This is a genomic window from Umezawaea endophytica, from assembly GCF_025061645.1.
GTDB lineage: Bacteria > Actinomycetota > Actinomycetes > Mycobacteriales > Pseudonocardiaceae > Umezawaea > Umezawaea endophytica.
Genome location: NZ_JANYMP010000005.1, coordinates 106,482 through 123,758 on the forward strand (window position 1 = coordinate 106,482; position 17,277 = coordinate 123,758).

A 17,277-nucleotide genomic window follows, 5' to 3' on the forward strand; every position below is an offset into this window, starting at 1 on the left:
ACGGGCTGGCCCGTGGTCAGCCCGTGTGTCCCAACGCGACGGACAGGTCGTGCGCGGCCGTGGCGACGATGCCGCCGAGCTTGTCGAGCTGGGACCCGATGCGTTCCTTCGGGGCGGAGACGTTGAGCGCGGCGACCACGCGCGAGGTGAAGTCGTAGACCGGCGCGGAGGCGGCGACGACCCCGCGTTCCAGTTCCTCGTCGGACGTGCTGTAGCCGCGGTCCCGGATCTTGGCCAGTTCGACGAGCAGCGTGTCCAGGCCGCGGATCGGGGAGTCGGCCGCGGAGGGGTGCGGTAGGACGGCGAAGCCGGAAGCGGTGGACGCGGTGTGCTCGCGCGGCTCGATGACCGGTTCGTCGCGGCCGTGTTCGGAGTACCAGAGCGCCAGCGACTCGGGGTCCCAGTCGCTGAGGAGCACCCGGCCGGACGGGGTGCACCACGCGGCGGTGGTGACGCCTTCCCAGCCGGTGGTCTTGAACTGGTTGGGGCTGAGTTCGCTCAGAAGCGTCAGCACGTTGCCGCCGCGCAGCACGCACAGGTGCGCGGTCTCCCTGGTGACCTCCGTGACGTGCTTCAGGTGCACCCTGGCCTGTCGGGCGAGTGCGCCCTCGGCGGTGCGCGCCGCCAGGGCGTAGAGCCGGGACCCCAGGCGGTACGTGAGCGTCTGGGGGTCGCGGTCGACCAGGCCGCTGTCGGCGAGCGTCGCCAGCGTGCGCGACATGACTGCCTTGTCCCGTCCGGTGAGGGCGGCGATGCGGACGACACCGAGCCCGCCCGACTCGACCGCCTCCGGTCGGCTGAGCGCCTCCAGGACCTCGATGTCCCTGGCCAGACCCGCCGAGTTGCGCCGTGAGCCGCGCTGTTCCATGCCCGCATCCTAGGTCGCTGTTGCCATATAGCCAACACATGTTGTGCATAAGGACACACGCTCCTTATCGTCCTCAGCCATCGGCAACGCGGCCGAGGAGGAGGGCACACCGTGACCGGACTTCAACTCGCCAACCTCGACGACTTCCTGGCCCGCCGCTGGGAAGACGTCGTCGAACTGGCACTGCAACACCTCGCCGCCGTGGCGATCTCACTGGCGCTGGCCACCGCGATCGGTGTCCTCATCGGACTGCTCGTCTGGGACCGGCCGGTCCCCCGCTCCGTCTCGCTCACGGCGGCGGGCATCGCGATCACGATCCCGTCGCTCGCCCTGCTGGCGCTGCTGAGCCCGGTGCTCGGGCTCGGGTGGGCGCCGACGATCGTGTCGCTGGTCTTCTACTCGCTGCTGCCGATCGTGCGGAACACCGTGGTGGGCCTGAGGGAGGTGCCCGGCCACCTGGTGGAATCCGCGCGGGGCATGGGGATGACGCCCGCGGCGGTGCTGCTGCGGATCCAGCTCCCGCTGGCCTGGCCGGTGATCGTCACCGGCATCCGGGTCGCCGCGCAGCTCACCGTCGGCATCGCGGCCATCGCCGCCTACGTCGCCGGTCCTGGTCTGGGCGTCTACATCTTCCGGGGGCTGTCGTCGCTCGGGTCGGTCAACGCCCTCAACTTCGCCCTCACGGGCACGCTCTGCGTCGTGCTGCTGGCGCTGCTCATCGACGGCGCCTTCGTCCTCATCACCCGCTACAGCACGCCGAGGGGTCTCCGTGCCTGATCCCACCGCGGGCGTCGGCATCGAGCTGAGCGACGTCACCAAGCGCTACCCCGGTCAGGAGCACGGCGCGGTCGAGGACTTCTCGCTGCGGGTCGAGCCCGGCGAGCTGCTGATGTTCGTCGGACCGAGCGGCTGCGGCAAGACGACCACGATGAAGATGATCAACCGGATCATCGAGCCGACGTCGGGCTCCATCACGATCGACGGCGAGGACGTCCTGTCGCTGGACCCCAACGAGCTGCGCCGCCACATCGGCTACGTGATCCAGCAGATCGGGCTGTTCCCGCACATGACCATCGCCGAGAACATCGCCACGGTGCCGAAGCTGCTCGGCTGGTCGAAGGCGCGCGTCGCCGACCGGGTGGACGAGCTGCTGCGCACGGTGGCGCTCGACCCCGGCGTGTTCGCCCACCGCTACCCCAAGCAGCTCTCCGGCGGGCAGCAGCAACGCGTCGGTGTGGCCCGAGCGCTGGCCGCCGACCCGCCCGTGATGCTGATGGACGAACCGTTCGGCGCGACCGACCCGATCACCCGGCTGAGGTTGCAGGAGGAGTTCCGGCGACTCCAGGCCGACATCGGCAAGACGATCATCTTCGTCACCCACGACTTCGACGAGGCCGTCCGGCTGGGCGACCGGATCGCCGTGCTCAGCGAGCGCAGCCGGATCGAGCAGTGCGACACGCCGGCGAACATCCTCGCCGACCCGGCCAACGAGTACGTGGCCGGGTTCATCGGCCGGGGCGCGGGTCTGATGCGGCTGGCCCTGATCCCGATCGGCGAGGTCCCGCTGGAGGCGCCCGACGACTCGTCGGCCGCGCTCGGCGTGCAGGACTCGCTGCGCGACGCGCTGGACCTCCTCGTGCTCACCGGGGGACAGCGGGTCAACGTCACCGACGAGTCCGGCTCGGTGGCCGGATCGCTCACCCACGCCGGGATCTCCGCCGCGCTCGGGGCGCCCCGCCTGCCGACGGGGACGGCGCCATGACCGTCCACACGGGACAGCGCAACGCCCTGCGCCGGTTCACCACCCCGATCGCGGTGGTCCTCGTGCTCGGCGCGGTGTTCGCCTGGGTCGGCACGCTGGACCTGGACTCGATCGAGTCCCGCACCCTCAACGCCGAGCACCTGCTCGACCGCACGAGGGAGCACCTCGTCCTCACCGTCGTGTCCTCCGCGCTGGTGGCGGTGCTCGCCATCCCCACCGCCGTCCTGGCGCACCGGGTGCGGTCGCGGATCGTCAAGGCGGTCGTCATCGGCCTCGGCAACATCGGCCAGGCCACGCCCGCCGTGGGCGTGGTCATCCTGCTGGCCATCGTCTGGCGGACCGGGTTCACCACCGCGCTGGTCTCGCTGGTCGCTTACTGCTTCCTCCCGGTGCTGCGCAACACGCTCACCGGCTTGGAGCAGGTCGACGCCGCCACGCGCGAAGCCGCGCGGGGCATGGGCATGACCCCGAACCAGGTGCTCTGGCGCATCGAACTCCCGCTCGCCTCGCCGGTGATCCTGGCCGGGCTGCGGACCGCGCTGGTGTTCTCCGTCGGCGTCGCCACGATCGCGACGTTCATCAACGCGGGCGGTCTCGGCGACATGATCGTCAACGGCCTCAAGCTCCAGCGGTTCTCCGTCCTGCTCGTCGGCGCGGTGCTCGTCGCCGCCATCGCCGTCCTCATCGACTGGGCCGCCGGTCTCGTCGAGGACCGCGTCCGTCCCCGCGGTCTCTAGCCCCCCTCCTCCCCCACAGCGCACCCGAAGGATTCGCCATGCCCAAAAACGCCCCCGCGCTGCTCGCCGCGATAGCCGCGAGCGCGCTCGTCCTGTCCGCATGCTCCGGCTCGTCCACCGCCGGTGGCGCGAGCAAGGGCGACGAGCTGAAGGGCCTCAGCGGCCAGATCGGCTCCAAGGACTTCGCCGAGCAGTACATCCTCGCCCACCTGACCACCAAGCTGCTCAACGCCCACGGCGCGACGCTGGAGGCCAACACCAAGCTCGTCGGCTCGGCCAACGTGCGCCAGGCGTTGGAGAACAAGCAGTTCGTCGGCTACTGGGAGTACACCGGGACGTCCTGGATCACCTACAACAAGCAGACCCAGCCGCTCAAGGACGCCAAGGAGCGGCTCGACGCCGTCAAGACCGCCGACGCCGCCAAGGGCATCGAGTGGGTCGCGCCCGCGCCGTTCAACAACACCTACACCTTCGCGATCCGCAGCGAGAAGGCCAAGGAACTCGGCGTCACCAAGATGAGCCAGATCGCCGCGCTGCCCGCCGACCAGAAGACGTTCTGCATCGAGAGCGAGTTCTCCACCCGCGACGACGGCTGGCCGGGCGTGTCCGGCACCTACGCCTTCGACGCGCCGAAGGACAACGTGAAGCTGCTCGACACCGGCGTGATCTACACCGCGACCAAGGACGGCAAGGACTGCAACTTCGGCGAGGTGTTCGCCACCGACGGCCGGATCTCCGCGCTGGGCCTGACGGTGCTGGAGGACGACAAGAAGTTCTTCCCCATCTACCAGGGCGGTTTCACCCTTCAGGCACAGGTGCTCAAGGACCACCCGAAGATCGCCGACGTCCTGTCCGCCATGGCGGGCAAGCTGACCACCGAGGAGATGCAGGGGCTCAACGCCAAGGTCGACGTCGAGGGCGACGAGCCGGACAAGGTCGCCGAGGACTGGCTGACCGAGCAGGGGCTGATCTAGGTGCTGCGGATCGGGGAGAGCTTCGTCGGCGACGGCGTCAACGCCGCCCACGTCAACACCGTCCTGGGGCACCGGGACGGCCCGGCGGGCACCGCGTGGGCGACCGCGCTGGCCACGCCCAGCGCCGGGCACGTGCCGTTCGTCGCGGTCCTGCGGCCGTCGCTGCCGGTCAAGCCGCTGACGCTGTTCGTCACGAAGGCGGCTCCGGCGAGCGACGCGCACGGGCTGCTGATCTGGGGTCCGGCGCAGGCCGGGATCGCCGCGGGCGTGGCCGACGCCGTCGCCACCGGGTCCATCCCGGAGGCCGACACGTCGACCCACGTGCTGATCGCCGCGGTGTGGGTCAACCCCGCCGCCGACGACGCGGACGCGGTGTACCGCAACAACCGCGAGGCCACGCGGACCGCGCTGGCCAACGGCGCGGCCGACCTGCCGCCGCTCGACGCGGTGCTGGCCGCGCGCGACGAGCCGTCCAACCCGTTCTACACGCCCGCGAAGGAGAGCACCGCGTGACAGGCAACGCCCTGCCGACCGTCGGCTTCATCGGTCTGGGCAGCATGGGTTCCGGCATGACGCGCAACCTGCTGAAGGCCGGCTTCCCGTTGGTGGTCAACGACATCCGCCCCGAGCAGGCGGCCGAGCTGGTCGACGCCGGGGCGCGGTGGGCCGACACGCCCGCCGAGACCGCGGCGCGCGCCGACCTGGTGATCACCATGCTGCCGACGCCCCGGCACGTCGCCGACGTGCTGAACGGCCCGGACGGCGTCCTGGCCGGGATCGCGGACGGCGGCACGTGGATCGACATGTCCACGTCCGTCCCCGAGGTCGCCGACGGCGTCCGCCTGGCCAACCCCGGACTGCGCGTCCTGGACGCCCCGGTAAGCGGCATGTCCACCGGCGCGGCGTCGGGCACGTTGCAGATCTTCGTCGGCGGCGACGAGCCGGACGTGACCCGGCTCCGACCGGTGTTCGAGGCGATGGGGTCCCCGGAGCGGATCCTGCACGTCGGCGGGCACGGCGCGGGCTACGTCGTGAAGCTGATGATCAACCAGTTGTGGTTCTCCCACCTGGTCGCCACCGCCGAGGTGCTGGCGGTCGGGGTCAAGGCGGGCGTCGACCTCGGTGTGCTGCGGTCCTCGCTGGTCGCCAGTCCGGCCAACAGCGCGTTCGTGGAACGCGACGTGCTGTCCGTGCTGGAGCGGGGCGACTACGACGAGGGCTTCGCCATCGCGCTGGCGTGCAAGGACCTCGGTCTGTCGATCGACCTGGCCCGCTCGGTCGGCGTGCCCACCGAGCTGTCCGCGCTCGTCGAGCAGGTCTACCGGCGGGCCCGCGCCAGCTACGGCGACCGCGCGGGCGAGATGACGCCGATGCGGCTCTACGAGGACCTCATCGAACGGGAGCTGCGGCTGTGACCACCGCTGAACAGGACCTGCTGGGCCGGGTGCCCACCGGGCTGCACGTCGACGGCGCGTGGAGCGCCGCGACCGGCGACCGCGTGTTCGCCGTGCTCGACCCCTCCACCGAGGAGGTGCTCGCGACCGTGGCCGACGCGAGCCCCGCCGACGGCCTGCGCGCGCTGGCCGCCGCCCACACCGCCCAGGCGGCGTGGGGTCGGACCGCGCCGCGCGAACGTGCCGAGATCCTGCGGCGGGCGTTCGAGATCGTCCTCCGGCGGACCGAGGAGTTCGCGCTCCTGATCACCCTGGAAATGGGCAAGCCGCTGGCCGAGTCGCGGGCCGAGGTGGCCTACGGCGCCGAGTTCCTGCGCTGGTTCTCCGAGGAGGCCCCCCGGATCTCCGGCCGGTTCACCACCGCGCCGGACGGCCGCAACCGCCTGCTGGTGACCAAGAGGCCGGTCGGGCCGTGCCTGTTCGTGACGCCGTGGAACTTCCCGCTGGCGATGGCCACCCGCAAGATCGCGCCCGCGGTCGCGGCGGGCTGCACCATGGTGCTCAAGCCCGCCGAGCTGACCCCGTTGACGGCGCTGCTGCTGGCCGAGGTGTTCACCGAGGCCGGGTTGCCGCCGGGGGTGCTCAACGTCGTACCGACCACCGACCCGGCCGGGCTGACCGGCCCGCTGCTGGCCGATCCCCGGCTGCGCAAGCTGTCGTTCACCGGGTCCACGGCGGTGGGCAGGCGGCTCATCGCGGGCTGCGCCGACCAGGTCCTGCGGATGTCGATGGAACTGGGCGGCAACGCCCCGTTCCTGGTGTTCGAGGACGCCGACGTGGCCGCGGCCGTCGAAGGGGCGCTCGTGGCCAAGCTGCGCAACGGCGGCGAGGCGTGCGTGGCCGCGAACCGGTTCCTGGTGCACACGGCGGTGGTCGAGGAGTTCACCTCCCGCCTGGTGGCGCGGATGCGCGAGTACCCGGTGGGCCGGGGCACCGAGGCGGCGACCAGGATCGGGCCGCTGGTCGACGAGAAGACCCGGACCAAGGTCTCGGAGCTGGTGCGGGACGCCGTCCACAAGGGAGCGACCGCGCCGATCGGCGGGAACGCGGTGCCGGGCAAGGGGTTCTACTACGAGCCGACCGTGCTGGTGGACGTGCCGGCCGACGCCCGGATCCTGGCCGAGGAGGTCTTCGGGCCGGTCGCGCCGATCACCACCTTCGGCACCGAGCAGGAGGCCGTGCGACTGGCCAACGCCACCGAGTACGGGCTGGTCTGCTTCGCCTACACCCGCGACCTGGACCGGGGTCTGCGGCTGGCTGAGGACCTGGAGACCGGGATGCTCGGCCTCAACACGGGTGTGGTGTCCAACCCGGCGGCGCCGTTCGGCGGGGTCAAGCAGTCCGGGCTCGGCCGGGAGGGCGGGGCCGAGGGCATCGAGGAGTACCTCGAGACCTGCTACGTGGCCGTGTCCGACCCGTTCGCGACCCGGACCGACGAGAAGGCGGGGGACGTCTGATGGGCTACCAGGACTTCGGCCTGGACCTGTTCTCCCTCAAGGGGAAGAGCGCGATCGTCACGGGCGGCAACACCGGGCTCGGGCAGGCGTTCGCGCTCGGGCTGGCCAAGGCGGGCGCGGACGTCTTCGTGCCCAGCGTGGTCTCCGACGACGGCGAGACCCGGCGGCTGGTGGAGGCCGAGGGCCGCCGCTACGGCTCCACGACGGCCGACATCACCCGGCCCGGCGTGTGCGCGGAGGTGGTCGACATGTGCGCAGACCACCTGGGGTCGGTGGACATCCTGGTCAACTCGGCGGGCATCAGCCTGCTGGACGACGTCGAGTCGTTCGACCGGTCCAGGTGGGACCCGATGGTCGCGGTCAACCTCACCGCGGCGTTCGAGATGGCGCACGAGGCGACCCGGCACATGATCCCGCGGAAGTCCGGGAAGATCATCAACATCGCGTCGCTGTTCTCGTTCCTCGGCGGCCGCTCCTCCCCCGCCTACGCGGCGACCAAGCACGGCATCGTCGGGTTCACCAAGGCCTACTGCGACGAACTGGCCGAGCACAACATCCAGGTGAACGCGCTGGCGCCGGGCTACTTCAGCACGAAGATCACCGAGGCGACGCGGGCCGACCCCGAGGCCAACCGCCGCGTCGTCGAGCACATCCCCGCCGGGCGCTGGGGCCGGGTCGACGACCTGATGGGCTCCGTCGTCTTCCTCGCGGGCCGCGCGTCCGACTACGTCAACGGGCACGTGCTGGTCGTCGACGGCGGCTACCTCGTCCGCTGAGCCACCCCCGAACCGAAAGCGAGACCGCACCGATGACCACCATCCCCGCCCCGACGCCGTCCACGGCGTCGGCGTCCGACCTGGACCGGGCCGAGATCGTCGCCGGGCTCGTCGACCTGCTCGGCCGCTCGAAGGTCGGCGTCGACGAGCAGGAGCTGCGCGAGGCGAGCGTGGACCGCTTCCGCAAGTACACCGCGGTGCACGGCATCTTCGACGGCCCGATCCCGGCGGCCGTGGTCCGCCCGTCGAGCACCGAGGAGGTGGCGGCGGTGCTCGCCTTCGCCGACCGGCACCGGGTCAACGTCGTGCCGCGCACCGGCCGGACCTCCACCGAGGGCGGGCTGGAGACGGTCGTGCAGGACACCATCGTGCTCGACGCGTCCACCATGGACGCGATCCTCGCCGTCGACCCGGTCAACATGATGGTCACCGCGCAGTGCGGGGTCCCGTTGCAGCGCCTGGAGGACGCGCTGCGGGAGCAGGGGCTGACCACCGGCCACTCGCCGCAGTCCAAGCCGCTGGCCCAGATGGGCGGGCTCGTCGCCACGCGCTCGATCGGCCAGTTCTCCACGCTGTACGGCGGGATCGAGGACATGGTGGTGGGCCTGGAGGTGGTGTTCCCCGGCGGTGCGATCAGCCGGATCAAGAACGTGCCGCGCCGCGCGGCCGGTCCGGACATCCGGCACGTCGTGATCGGCAACGAGGGCGCGCTCTGCGTCATCACCGAGGTCACCGTGAAGGTGTTCAAGCACCAGCCCGAGCACAACCGCTACTTCGGCTACCTGCTCGACGACTTCGGCGCGGCCGTGGAGGGCCTGCGCACGCTGATCACCGACGGGTACCGGCCGTCGGTGTGCCGCGCCTACTCCCCCGAGGACGCCGGCCAGCACTTCGCCCACTTCTCCCGCGGCAAGAACGTCGTGGTGCTCGTCGCCGAGGGGCCGGAGGGCATCGCACGGGCCACCGGGGAGGCGATCGAGAGGACGTTCGCCTCCGCCGAGGCCGTCGACCCGCGGTTGGTCGAGGACTGGTTCGCCGACCTCAACTGGGGCCAGGACAAGATCGACGCCGAGAAGCGCGCCATGCTCGACACCCGGCACCTCGGCTACACCACCGAGGTGTCCGTCGACTGGTCCTCCGCCGCTCCGCTCTACCGGGCGGTCCTGCACCGGATCCGCACGACGTTCCCGCGCGTGGACGACCTCACCCTGCTCGGCGCGCACTCGTCGCACAGCTACCAGACCGGCACGAACCTGTACTTCGTCTACGACTACCGCATCTCCTGCCCGCCCGATCTGGAGATCACCGAGTACCACATCCCGCTCAACGCGATCATCGTCGAGGAGGCGCTGCGGCTGGGCGGATCGATGGTGCACCACCACGGGATCGGCAAGTACCGCACGCCGTGGACCCGCGAGGAGCACGGCACCGCCTACCCGATGCTCGAGGTCCTCAAGCGCGGCTTCGACCCCAACGGGATCATGAACGCGGGCACCGTCTTCCCGCTGGAGAGCCCGTGACGGCCTACCTGATCGCGATCGACAACGGGTCGCAGAGCACGAAGGTGTCGATCGTCGACGAGGCGGGGAAGGTGCACGCGTCGGCCCAGCGCCCGCTGCGGCCGTACCTGCACCCCGCGCCGGGCCGGGTCGTCCACCCCGACGACGACGTGTGGGACTCCATCGCGAGCACCTGCGCGGAGGCGATGCGCGGCTTCACCGGCGACGTGTCGCGCGTGGCCGGGGTCGGGCTGTGCACGATCCGGTTCTGCCGCGCCCTGCTCGACCGGGACGGCGGGTTGCGCGAGCCGCTGCTGAGCTGGATGGACGAGCGGCTGGCGCGCGCACACGAACCCGATCCGGAGGTCCGGTACGTCACGACGTCGTCGGGCTACGCGACCTACCGGCTGACCGGGCGGCGTAAGGACACCGCGGGGAACTACCAGGGCGTGTGGCCGATCGACCACACCACGTGGCGCTGGTCCACCGACCCCGCGCGGTACGCCGAGGCGGGGATGGACCGGGACCGGTTGTTCGACCTGGTCGACCCCGGCGACCTGCTGGGGCACGTCACCGCGGAGGCGGCGACGGCGACCGGGCTGCCCGCCGGGCTCCCGGTGTTCGCCACCTCGAACGACAAGGCGGTCGAGGCGCTGGGCAGCGGGGTGCGCCGCGACGACGAGGTGCTGGTGTCGCTGGGCACGTACATCGCCGCGATGACCACGGGCGACCGCCACGCCGTCGACGACTCGGGCCGCTACTGGACCAACTTCGCCTCCGTGCCCGGCCGGTACCTGCACGAGAGCGGCGGCATCCGCCGGGGCATGTGGACGGTGAGCTGGTACCGCGACCTCGTCGGCGCCGACCTGGCCGAGCTGACCGCGGGCGCGGAGGAGGTCGAACCGGGCAGCGGCGGGCTGATGGCGGTCCTGGACTGGCTCGCGCCCACCGACCACCCGTACCGCCGGGGCGCGCTGCTCGGATTCGACGGCACGCAGGGCAGGTACCACGTGTACCGCTCCGTCCTGGAGGCCATCGCGCTGACCGCGCACCGGCACTGCGCCGCCATGGCGACCGCGCTCGGCCGGGACTTCACCGACGTCGTCCTGTCCGGCGGCGGTTCCCGGTCGGACCTGGTGGCGCGGATCTTCGCCGACGTGTTCGCCCGACCCGTGCGCCGCACCAGGATGAGCGACGCCGCGGGCCTGGGCGCCGCGATCTGCGCCGCCGTCGGCAGCGGCGTCCACCCCGACTGGGACACGGCCGTGCGGGCGATGGCGACCACGACCGACCTGGTCGAGCCCACCGCCGAGGGCGTCCGCGCCTACTCCTCGATCGCGCCGCGGTTCGCGCGGATCACCGACTTCACCGACCCGCTGTTCGCCGAACTCGCCGCGCGCTGATACCGGGGTCGTCGGCGCCGCGGCTGACTACGCTGGATCGGTGAGCACCGAGCTGGCCCTGCTGTCGCGGGTGGCCTACCGCGACCAGGAGATCACCAGGCCCCGGTTGCGCGCGCTGCTCGCGCTCCTCGCGGGTGACCTGCGGTCGGGCTGCGGCACCGCCCGGCTGGTCGAAGGGATCTGGCCGGAGGAGCGGCCGGAGAACCCGCCGAAGGCGCTCCAGGTGCTCGTCTCCCACGCCCGCGCCCGCCTGGGTCCCGAGCTGATCGTCACCACGCCCCTCGGTTACCGGCTCGCGTTGGGCGAGGACCAGGTCGACGCCTCCGCCATCCTGCTCAGGGCGGCCTCCAGCGCCCGGCACGCGCGGGTCGGCGACCACGGGGCGGCCCTGGAGCACGCCGAGGCCGGGCTCGCGCTGTGGGAGGGGCCCGCCGCGTGGGACTCGGGCGGGCGCGACCCGCTGTCGGAGCTGCGCGCGGAACGGGCGTCGACCTACCGGGCGCTGGTCCGCGCCCGCGCCCTCGCGCTGGCCCGGTCCGGTCGCCACGCCGAGGCGGCCGAACCGCTCGCCGCACTGGCCCACGAACGCCCGCGGGACGAGGAGGTGCTGGCCGAGCTGCTGCGCTGCGAAGCGTCGGCGCTGGGGCCGTCCGCGGCGCTGGCCAGGTACGAGGTGTACCGGACGGAGCTGCGCGAGGAGCTGGGCAGCGACCCCGGCGCCCGGCTCCGGGCCGTGCACCACGACCTCCTCCAGGGTGACGCGCCCGTCGTCCGGCACCGCGTGCCGCACGACCCGAACCCGCTGCTCGGCCGGGAGGACGCCATCGTCGCGGTGACCGAGCTGCTGCGCGCGTCCAGGGTCACGTCGATCGTCGGACCGGGCGGGCTTGGCAAGACCCGCCTCGCGCACGCGGTCAGCCGCCGGGCGGAGCAGCGGGTGGTGCACTTCGTCGCGCTGGCGGGCGTCACGGCCGAGGGGGACGTGGCCGGTGAGGTCGCCGCCGTCCTCGGCGTCCGGGAGGCCGGGCTCGGGCCCCTCGCCCGGCCCGCCGCCGCGCAGGACGTCGTCGCCGCCGTCCTGACCGCGCTGGGCACCGGTCCGGCGCTGCTGGTGCTGGACAACTGCGAGCACGTCGTGGGCGGTGCCGCCGAGCTGGCGCACGCGCTGGTGTCGGCGAGCGACGACCTCCGCGTGCTGACCACCAGCCGCGCCCCGCTCGGCCTGTCGTCGGAGTCGGTGTACCTGCTGCCGGAGCTGAGCCTGCCCACGGCGGTCGAGCTGTTCCGGCAGCGCGCGACGGCGGTGCGGCCCGGCGTCGACTTGCCGGACGCGGTGGTGCGGGAGCTGTGCGGGCACCTGGACGGGCTGCCGCTCGCCGTGGAGCTGGCGGCGGCCCGTGTCCGGGTCCTGTCGGTGGCCGAGATCGCCCGCAGGCTCGATGACCGGCTCGCCCTGCTGCGCGGCGGGGCGCGGGACGCCCCGGAGCGGCACCGCACGCTGCACGCCGTCATCGACTGGAGTTGGGCCCTGCTCGACCCCGCCTCGCGGGCCGCCCTGCGCGCGCTGTCGGTGTTCCCCGGCGGGTTCACCGCCGACGCCGCCCGGTACCTGGTCGACGACGACGTCGAGCGGGTGCTGGAGCAGCTCGTCGCCCAGTCGCTGCTCAAGGTCTCCGACACCGAGCCCGGCGCGCGGTTCCGCATGCTGGAGACGGTCCGCGAGTTCAGCGCCTCGCGGCTCGACGAGGCGGGTGGCACCGCCGCGGCGACCGACCGCTTCCTCGCGTGGGCCCGCGACTTCGGCCTGGCGCACCAGGATTCGCTGTTCGGGGTCGACTTCTCCCCCGGCGTCGGGCGGATCAGGCCCGAGCAGGACAACCTCGTGCGGGCGCTGCGGCACGGGATCGACCGCGGGGACGGCTCGCTCGTCGCGACGACGACGGCCGTGCTGGGCGGCCTGTGGACGATCGAGTCCAACCTGACCCGCATGGCGACGCTGACCGGGGACCCGGTCCGGGCGCTCTCGCACTACCGACCGGACCCCGCTTTCGTGGAGGTGACCCGGACGGCCGCGGTGCTGTGCGCGGTGAGCGGTTTCCTGTTCGTGCGCGGGCCCGCCCCGGTGCGGGCCCTGCTCGTCCTCCACCGGCTGCCGCCCACGCGGCCGACCACCCTGCTCCGGGCGGCGGACGTGGTGATGCGGGCGCTGAGCGGGCCCGACGCCGACGAGTCCACTGTGGACGAGCTGTGCGACAGCGACAACGCGCTGGTGGCGGGACTGGCCAACAGCGTGGTCAGCTACGGCCGGGAGAAGGACAACCACCCGGAGGAGGCGCTGGCCGCCGCCAGGAGGATGCTCGCGGCGTTCGAGCGCCGGGACGTCCTCTGGATGCGGGCCGTCGCCCACTCCCGGATCGGCGAGCTGTGCCTGCGGCTCGATCGCGGGGCCGAGGCGCGGCGGCACTTCCGCACGATGCTGCCGATGGTGGAGCGCCTGGGCGCCACGACCAGCGCGACCCGTGTCCGCTGGGCGATGGTGCTGGCGAACCTGCAACGCGGCGCGCTCGACGAGGCGGAGCACTGGCTGGAGCAGGTGGCGCTCGACGGCGAGGACGACACGGTCGACGTGCTGATGTTCGACTTCGGGGTCCGCGCGGAGATCCTGCTCGCGCGCGGTGACGTCGAGGCCGGGCTGCACCTGTGGCGCCGGGCGTCCGACCGGCTGAGGACGGCGGGCCTGCCCGACGAGGCGGCCGACCAGGGGGCGTGGGCGCTGGAGGTCCACGCGGCGGCGTTGGTCGCCCACGCGCGGCACGGCAGGGTGGACCTCGTCGAGGAGGTCGTCGGCGAACTGCCGGACACGCTGACGACGATGCTCACCCAGTCCGCCGGGACGTCGGCGACGCCCTTCGCGGAGTACCCCGTGCACGGCGCGGTGCTGCTGGCGCTGGCCGCGGTGCAGTTCGCCCACGGCGACGCGCGCGCCGCGGAGTCGGGAGCGCGGCTGACCGCGCTGGCCGAGCGCGTCGGGTTCCCCTGCGGGTTCCAGCCGACCATGTCGCCCGCGCTCGCGAGGCGGGCCGCCGAACGCGCCGACCGGGCGGCGTACGAGGACGCGGTGTCCTCGTACGCCGCCCTCGACGACGCGGCGCTGCCGGAAGCCGCGCTGGCGGCGTTGAAGGCGCGGCCCCCTACCCCGTGGGATCGCGCTTGAACAGCGCCTTCGCCCAGAGGTAGCCGCCCAGCGCGATGCCGACGCACCACGCGACGGCGGCTCCCGCGTCGCCCCCGACCGGCGTGCCGAGCAGCAGGCCCCGCAGCGTGTCGATCACCGGGGTGAACGGCTCGTGCTCGGCGAACCAGCGCACCGCGCCCGACATCGAGTCCGGCGGGACGAACGCGCTGCTGGTGAACGGCAGGACCTGGACCAGGAGCGTGAACATGCTGACGCCCTCGGCGTTGCGGGCGGCGAGGCCGATGGCGACCGCCAGCCAGGTGAGCGCGAGGACGAGCAGGGTGAGGACGCCGATCGCCGCGATCCACGCCCCGAGGTCGGCGGCGGGCCGGAACCCCATGAGCAGCGCGACGACGAGGACGAGCCCGACGCTCACCAGCGTCCGGGTCGTGGCCGCGACGACGTGGCCGATCAGGATGGACGACCGGGAGATCGCCATGGTGCGGAACCGGGCGATGATGCCCTCGGTCATGTCCTTGTTGACGGCCAGCGCCGTCGTCGTGGCCCCGTAGCCCGCGGACATGATGACGATCCCCGGCACGAGGTAGTCGATGTACGGGCCGCCGTGCGCCGCGCCGCCGAGCCCGGCGCCCAGCGCGCTGCCGAACACGCCGACGAACAGCAGCAGCAGGATGACCGGCAGCCCCAACGACATGAGCAGCACGTCGGGGAAGCGCAGGACGTGCCGGAGGTTGCGCCGCAGCATCGTCGCCGAGTCGGTCGCGGTGCGGGAGAGGGTGGTCATCGTGCGCCGTCCTTCTCGGTGGTGGGCTGCCCGGTGAGGGCGAAGAACACGTCGTCGAGGTCCGGGGTGTGGATCGACAGCTCGGCGACCTCGGTCCCCGCGCGGTCCAACCGGTCGAGCAGGTCCCGCAGCGCCCGGACGCCGCCGTCACCGGCGACCTGGAGGACGAGGTCGTCCTCGTCGCGCGACACCTCGCCGAGCACGGCCGCCGCCGCGTCGAGACCGGCGGTGTCGGGGAACCGCAGGCGGACGTGACCGCCGGGGACGCGGCTCTTGAGCTCGCCGGGGGTGCCCTCGGCGACGACTCGGCCGTGGTCGATGACCGCGATCCGGTCGGCGAGCTCGTCGGCCTCCTCCAGGTACTGCGTCGTCAGGAGGACGGTGACGCCGTCGCCGACGAGCTCGCGGATGATCTCCCACATCGTGCGGCGGCTCCGCGGGTCGAGACCGGTGGTCGGCTCGTCGAGGAAGATGACCCTCGGGTCGCCGACCAGGGTCATGGCCAGGTCGAGGCGCCGCCGCATGCCGCCGGAGTACGTCCCGACCCGCTTCCCCGCCGCGCCGACGAGGTCGAACCTGGCCAGGAGTTCGGCGGCCAGCCGCCTGCCCTCCACCCGGCCGAGGTGGCGGAGGTCCGCCATCAGGACCAGGTTCTCCGCACCGGTCAGCAGGTCGTCCACGGCCGAGAACTGCCCGGTGACGCCGATCGCGCCGCGCACCCCCTCGGGGTCCCCGGCCAGGTCGTGGCCCGCGACGCTCACCTCGCCGCCGTCGGCGCCGATCAGCGTGGACAGGATCCGCACCGCGGTGGTCTTGCCCGCGCCGTTCGGGCCGAGCAGCGCGAAGACGGTCCCCGCGGCGACCTCCAGGTCGATGCCGTCGAGCACTACGTGGTCGCCGAAGGACTTGCGCAACCCGGCGACCTTGACCGCCGGTCGGGACGCGGTGGTGGTCACGGTTCTCCTCTCCTGGCGGCGGCCTGGTCGGCCGCGACGGGGAGAGCGTGCGCGCCGCGGGGTTCACCTCGGTTGCACCGCGGTTCAGCGCGGTTCAGCCGCCCACTCCGCCGCGTGGTCGTGGACGAACTCGGCGAAGGTGCGGGGCGGCTGGCCGGTCAGGTCCAGTAAGGCGGTGCTGACCAGGTCCTCCCGACCGGCCGCGATGCTCGTCTCCACGGCGGCGAGCGCGGACGCGAACGCGGCGGGCAGGCCCGCGTCCCGGTTGTGGGCCGCCACCTCGTCGACCCCGAGGTGCGCCACCCGGACCGGCCGCCCGGTACGGGCCTCGATGATCGACGCCGCCTCCCCGAAGCTCAGCGCCCTCGGACCGGTGAGCAGGTGCTCGCCCGCGTGGTCGTCGGGGGCCACCAGCAGCGCGGCGGCGGTGGCCGCGACGTCCCGCGCGTCGATCCAGCCCAGCCGACCGGTCCCCGCGGCGGTGCGGATCTCGCCGTGCCGCCGGATCCGCTCGCCCAGCGGGTGCGGGCGCAGGAAGTTCTGCATGAACCCCGACGGCCGCAGCACCACCCACCCCGGCCGGTCCAGCACCCGCGCGGCCATCTCCACCGCGCCGGGGGCGTTCGGCAGCACGACGGCGGACCCGAGCAGCACCACCCGGCGCACGCCGCGGCGTTCCGCCTCGGCCAGGAACGGCCCGACCAGCGGCAGCGGGTCGACGGACAGCGGCGGCGGCACCAGGTACACGCGGTCCACCCCGCGCAGCGCGACCGGGAAGGTGGCCGGATCACCCCAGTCGAACCGGACCGCGCCCGGATCACCGACCGGAGGCGTGCGGGCGGCCACCCTGACCGACATCCCGCCGCCCCGCAGCAGGTCGACGAGCGCGCTGCCGGTCTTCCCGGTGCCGCCGGTCACCAGCACGCCGGTCATCGCGCGACCTGCTCGGTCGCGGACGACGCGCCGGCCGCTTCCGCTGCGGCCACCGGGTTCCAGTAGTCCCGGTAGTCGGTGATCAGGCCGTCCCGCGTGGTGATCACGGTGATGTAGCGCAGTCGGTACGGCTCGCCGGTGCTCACCGTGAGCCCGTCCGCGGTGAACTCCACGACGATGGTGTCCGGCTCTAGCGTGTGGTGCACGGTGACCGTCGGGATCGCCCGCACGTCCATCAGGTCCGGGTAGCCCGCCAGGTAGGCGCGGACCGCCTCGCGTCCGTCCAACCGCTTCGGCGAGGCTCCTTCGGCGAACGGGAACTCGGCGGTGCCGTTCTCGGCCCACAGGTCGGCGACGGCGGTCATGTCCTTGGCCAGCAGCAGGTCCAGCAGCCTGCGGAACGTTTCCTCTGGCGTGCTCGGCACGGTGGTCCTCCAGCGTCCGGTGGGCAAGTGCGACCACCCCAGGCTGGGCGGGG

At 72.9% G+C, this 17,277-nt stretch carries 16 protein-coding genes; 11 read left to right on the top strand and 5 right to left on the bottom strand.

Going from position 1 to position 17,277, the window contains the following annotated elements; genetic code table 11:
* Positions 1-16: 16 nt before the first annotated feature.
* Entirely contained in the window at positions 17-868 is an 852-nt protein-coding gene (locus NZH93_RS12780; RefSeq protein WP_259623246.1) for an IclR family transcriptional regulator, read from the bottom strand.
* A 111-nt stretch (positions 869-979) separates the two neighbouring features.
* Here NZH93_RS12780 and NZH93_RS12785 point away from each other — a divergent pair, with 111 nt between their 5' ends.
* From NZH93_RS12785 to NZH93_RS12835, 11 genes are read left to right on the top strand one after another with little or no spacing between them, the layout of a single operon-like run.
* Positions 980-1,645, top strand: a complete 666-nt coding sequence (locus NZH93_RS12785; protein ID WP_259623247.1) for an ABC transporter permease — start codon at positions 980-982, stop codon at positions 1,643-1,645.
* The gene (locus NZH93_RS12790; protein WP_259623248.1) at positions 1,638-2,630 is read left to right on the top strand and encodes an ABC transporter ATP-binding protein; all 993 of its coding nucleotides are present in this window, start codon (positions 1,638-1,640) and stop codon (positions 2,628-2,630) included. The genes NZH93_RS12785 and NZH93_RS12790 overlap by 8 nt, the downstream gene beginning before the upstream one ends.
* Positions 2,627-3,367 carry an ABC transporter permease gene (locus NZH93_RS12795; protein ID WP_259623249.1) on the top strand — a complete coding sequence of 247 codons (741 nt, stop codon included), beginning with the start codon at positions 2,627-2,629 and terminating at the stop codon, positions 3,365-3,367. The genes NZH93_RS12790 and NZH93_RS12795 overlap by 4 nt, the downstream gene beginning before the upstream one ends.
* A 38-nt stretch (positions 3,368-3,405) precedes the next feature.
* Positions 3,406-4,341: a glycine betaine ABC transporter substrate-binding protein gene (locus tag NZH93_RS12800; protein WP_259623250.1), complete on the top strand. Its 936-nt coding sequence runs from the start codon at positions 3,406-3,408 to the stop codon at positions 4,339-4,341.
* Positions 4,342-4,854 carry a formaldehyde-activating enzyme gene (gene fae, locus NZH93_RS12805; protein ID WP_259623251.1) on the top strand — a complete coding sequence of 171 codons (513 nt, stop codon included), beginning with the start codon at positions 4,342-4,344 and terminating at the stop codon, positions 4,852-4,854.
* Positions 4,851-5,756, top strand: coding sequence for an NAD(P)-dependent oxidoreductase (locus NZH93_RS12810; RefSeq protein WP_259623252.1), 906 nt, complete (start codon positions 4,851-4,853; stop codon positions 5,754-5,756). The genes fae and NZH93_RS12810 overlap by 4 nt, the downstream gene beginning before the upstream one ends.
* The gene (locus NZH93_RS12815; RefSeq protein WP_372506618.1) at positions 5,753-7,252 is read left to right on the top strand and encodes an NAD-dependent succinate-semialdehyde dehydrogenase; all 1,500 of its coding nucleotides are present in this window, start codon (positions 5,753-5,755) and stop codon (positions 7,250-7,252) included. The genes NZH93_RS12810 and NZH93_RS12815 overlap by 4 nt, the downstream gene beginning before the upstream one ends.
* Complete coding sequence (locus NZH93_RS12820; RefSeq protein ID WP_259623253.1) at positions 7,252-8,028, top strand: SDR family oxidoreductase; 777 nt, start codon at positions 7,252-7,254, stop codon at positions 8,026-8,028. Before NZH93_RS12815 ends, NZH93_RS12820 begins: the two co-directional genes overlap by 1 nt.
* Before the next feature lie 32 nt (positions 8,029-8,060).
* Entirely contained in the window at positions 8,061-9,548 is a 1,488-nt protein-coding gene (locus NZH93_RS12825; RefSeq protein WP_259623254.1) for an FAD-binding oxidoreductase, read from the top strand.
* Positions 9,545-10,930: an FGGY-family carbohydrate kinase gene (locus tag NZH93_RS12830; protein WP_259623255.1), complete on the top strand. Its 1,386-nt coding sequence runs from the start codon at positions 9,545-9,547 to the stop codon at positions 10,928-10,930. Before NZH93_RS12825 ends, NZH93_RS12830 begins: the two co-directional genes overlap by 4 nt.
* 40 nt (positions 10,931-10,970) lie before the next feature.
* Positions 10,971-14,144, top strand: a complete 3,174-nt coding sequence (locus NZH93_RS12835; RefSeq protein ID WP_259623256.1) for an ATP-binding protein — start codon at positions 10,971-10,973, stop codon at positions 14,142-14,144.
* Here the strand turns inward: NZH93_RS12835 and NZH93_RS12840 are convergent.
* From NZH93_RS12840 to NZH93_RS12855, 4 genes are all read right to left on the bottom strand, one after another.
* Entirely contained in the window at positions 14,122-14,910 is a 789-nt protein-coding gene (locus tag NZH93_RS12840) for an ABC transporter permease (RefSeq protein ID WP_259623257.1), read from the bottom strand. The genes NZH93_RS12835 and NZH93_RS12840 overlap by 23 nt on opposite strands.
* On the bottom strand, positions 14,907-15,866 hold the full coding sequence (locus tag NZH93_RS12845) for an ATP-binding cassette domain-containing protein (RefSeq protein ID WP_259623258.1): 960 nt from the start codon (positions 15,864-15,866) through the stop codon (positions 14,907-14,909). Before NZH93_RS12845 ends, NZH93_RS12840 begins: the two co-directional genes overlap by 4 nt.
* Before the next feature lie 84 nt (positions 15,867-15,950).
* The gene (locus NZH93_RS12850; RefSeq protein WP_259623259.1) at positions 15,951-16,799 is read right to left on the bottom strand and encodes a Rossmann-fold NAD(P)-binding domain-containing protein; all 849 of its coding nucleotides are present in this window, start codon (positions 16,797-16,799) and stop codon (positions 15,951-15,953) included.
* Complete coding sequence (locus tag NZH93_RS12855) at positions 16,796-17,224, bottom strand: nuclear transport factor 2 family protein (RefSeq protein ID WP_259623260.1); 429 nt, start codon at positions 17,222-17,224, stop codon at positions 16,796-16,798. The genes NZH93_RS12850 and NZH93_RS12855 overlap by 4 nt, the downstream gene beginning before the upstream one ends.
* Positions 17,225-17,277 lie beyond the last annotated feature (53 nt).

Coding starts and splice junctions, on each gene's coding strand:
- NZH93_RS12825 (WP_259623254.1), top strand. CDS start 8,061: ATGACCACCATCCCCGCCCCGACGCCGTCCACGGCGTCGGCGTCCGAC.
- NZH93_RS12795 (WP_259623249.1), top strand. CDS start 2,627: ATGACCGTCCACACGGGACAGCGCAACGCCCTGCGCCGGTTCACCACC.
- NZH93_RS12800 (WP_259623250.1), top strand. CDS start 3,406: ATGCCCAAAAACGCCCCCGCGCTGCTCGCCGCGATAGCCGCGAGCGCG.
- NZH93_RS12840 (WP_259623257.1), bottom strand. CDS start 14,910: ATGACCACCCTCTCCCGCACCGCGACCGACTCGGCGACGATGCTGCGG.
- NZH93_RS12820 (WP_259623253.1), top strand. CDS start 7,252: ATGGGCTACCAGGACTTCGGCCTGGACCTGTTCTCCCTCAAGGGGAAG.
- NZH93_RS12850 (WP_259623259.1), bottom strand. CDS start 16,799: ATGACCGGCGTGCTGGTGACCGGCGGCACCGGGAAGACCGGCAGCGCG.
- NZH93_RS12780 (WP_259623246.1), bottom strand. CDS start 868: ATGGAACAGCGCGGCTCACGGCGCAACTCGGCGGGTCTGGCCAGGGAC.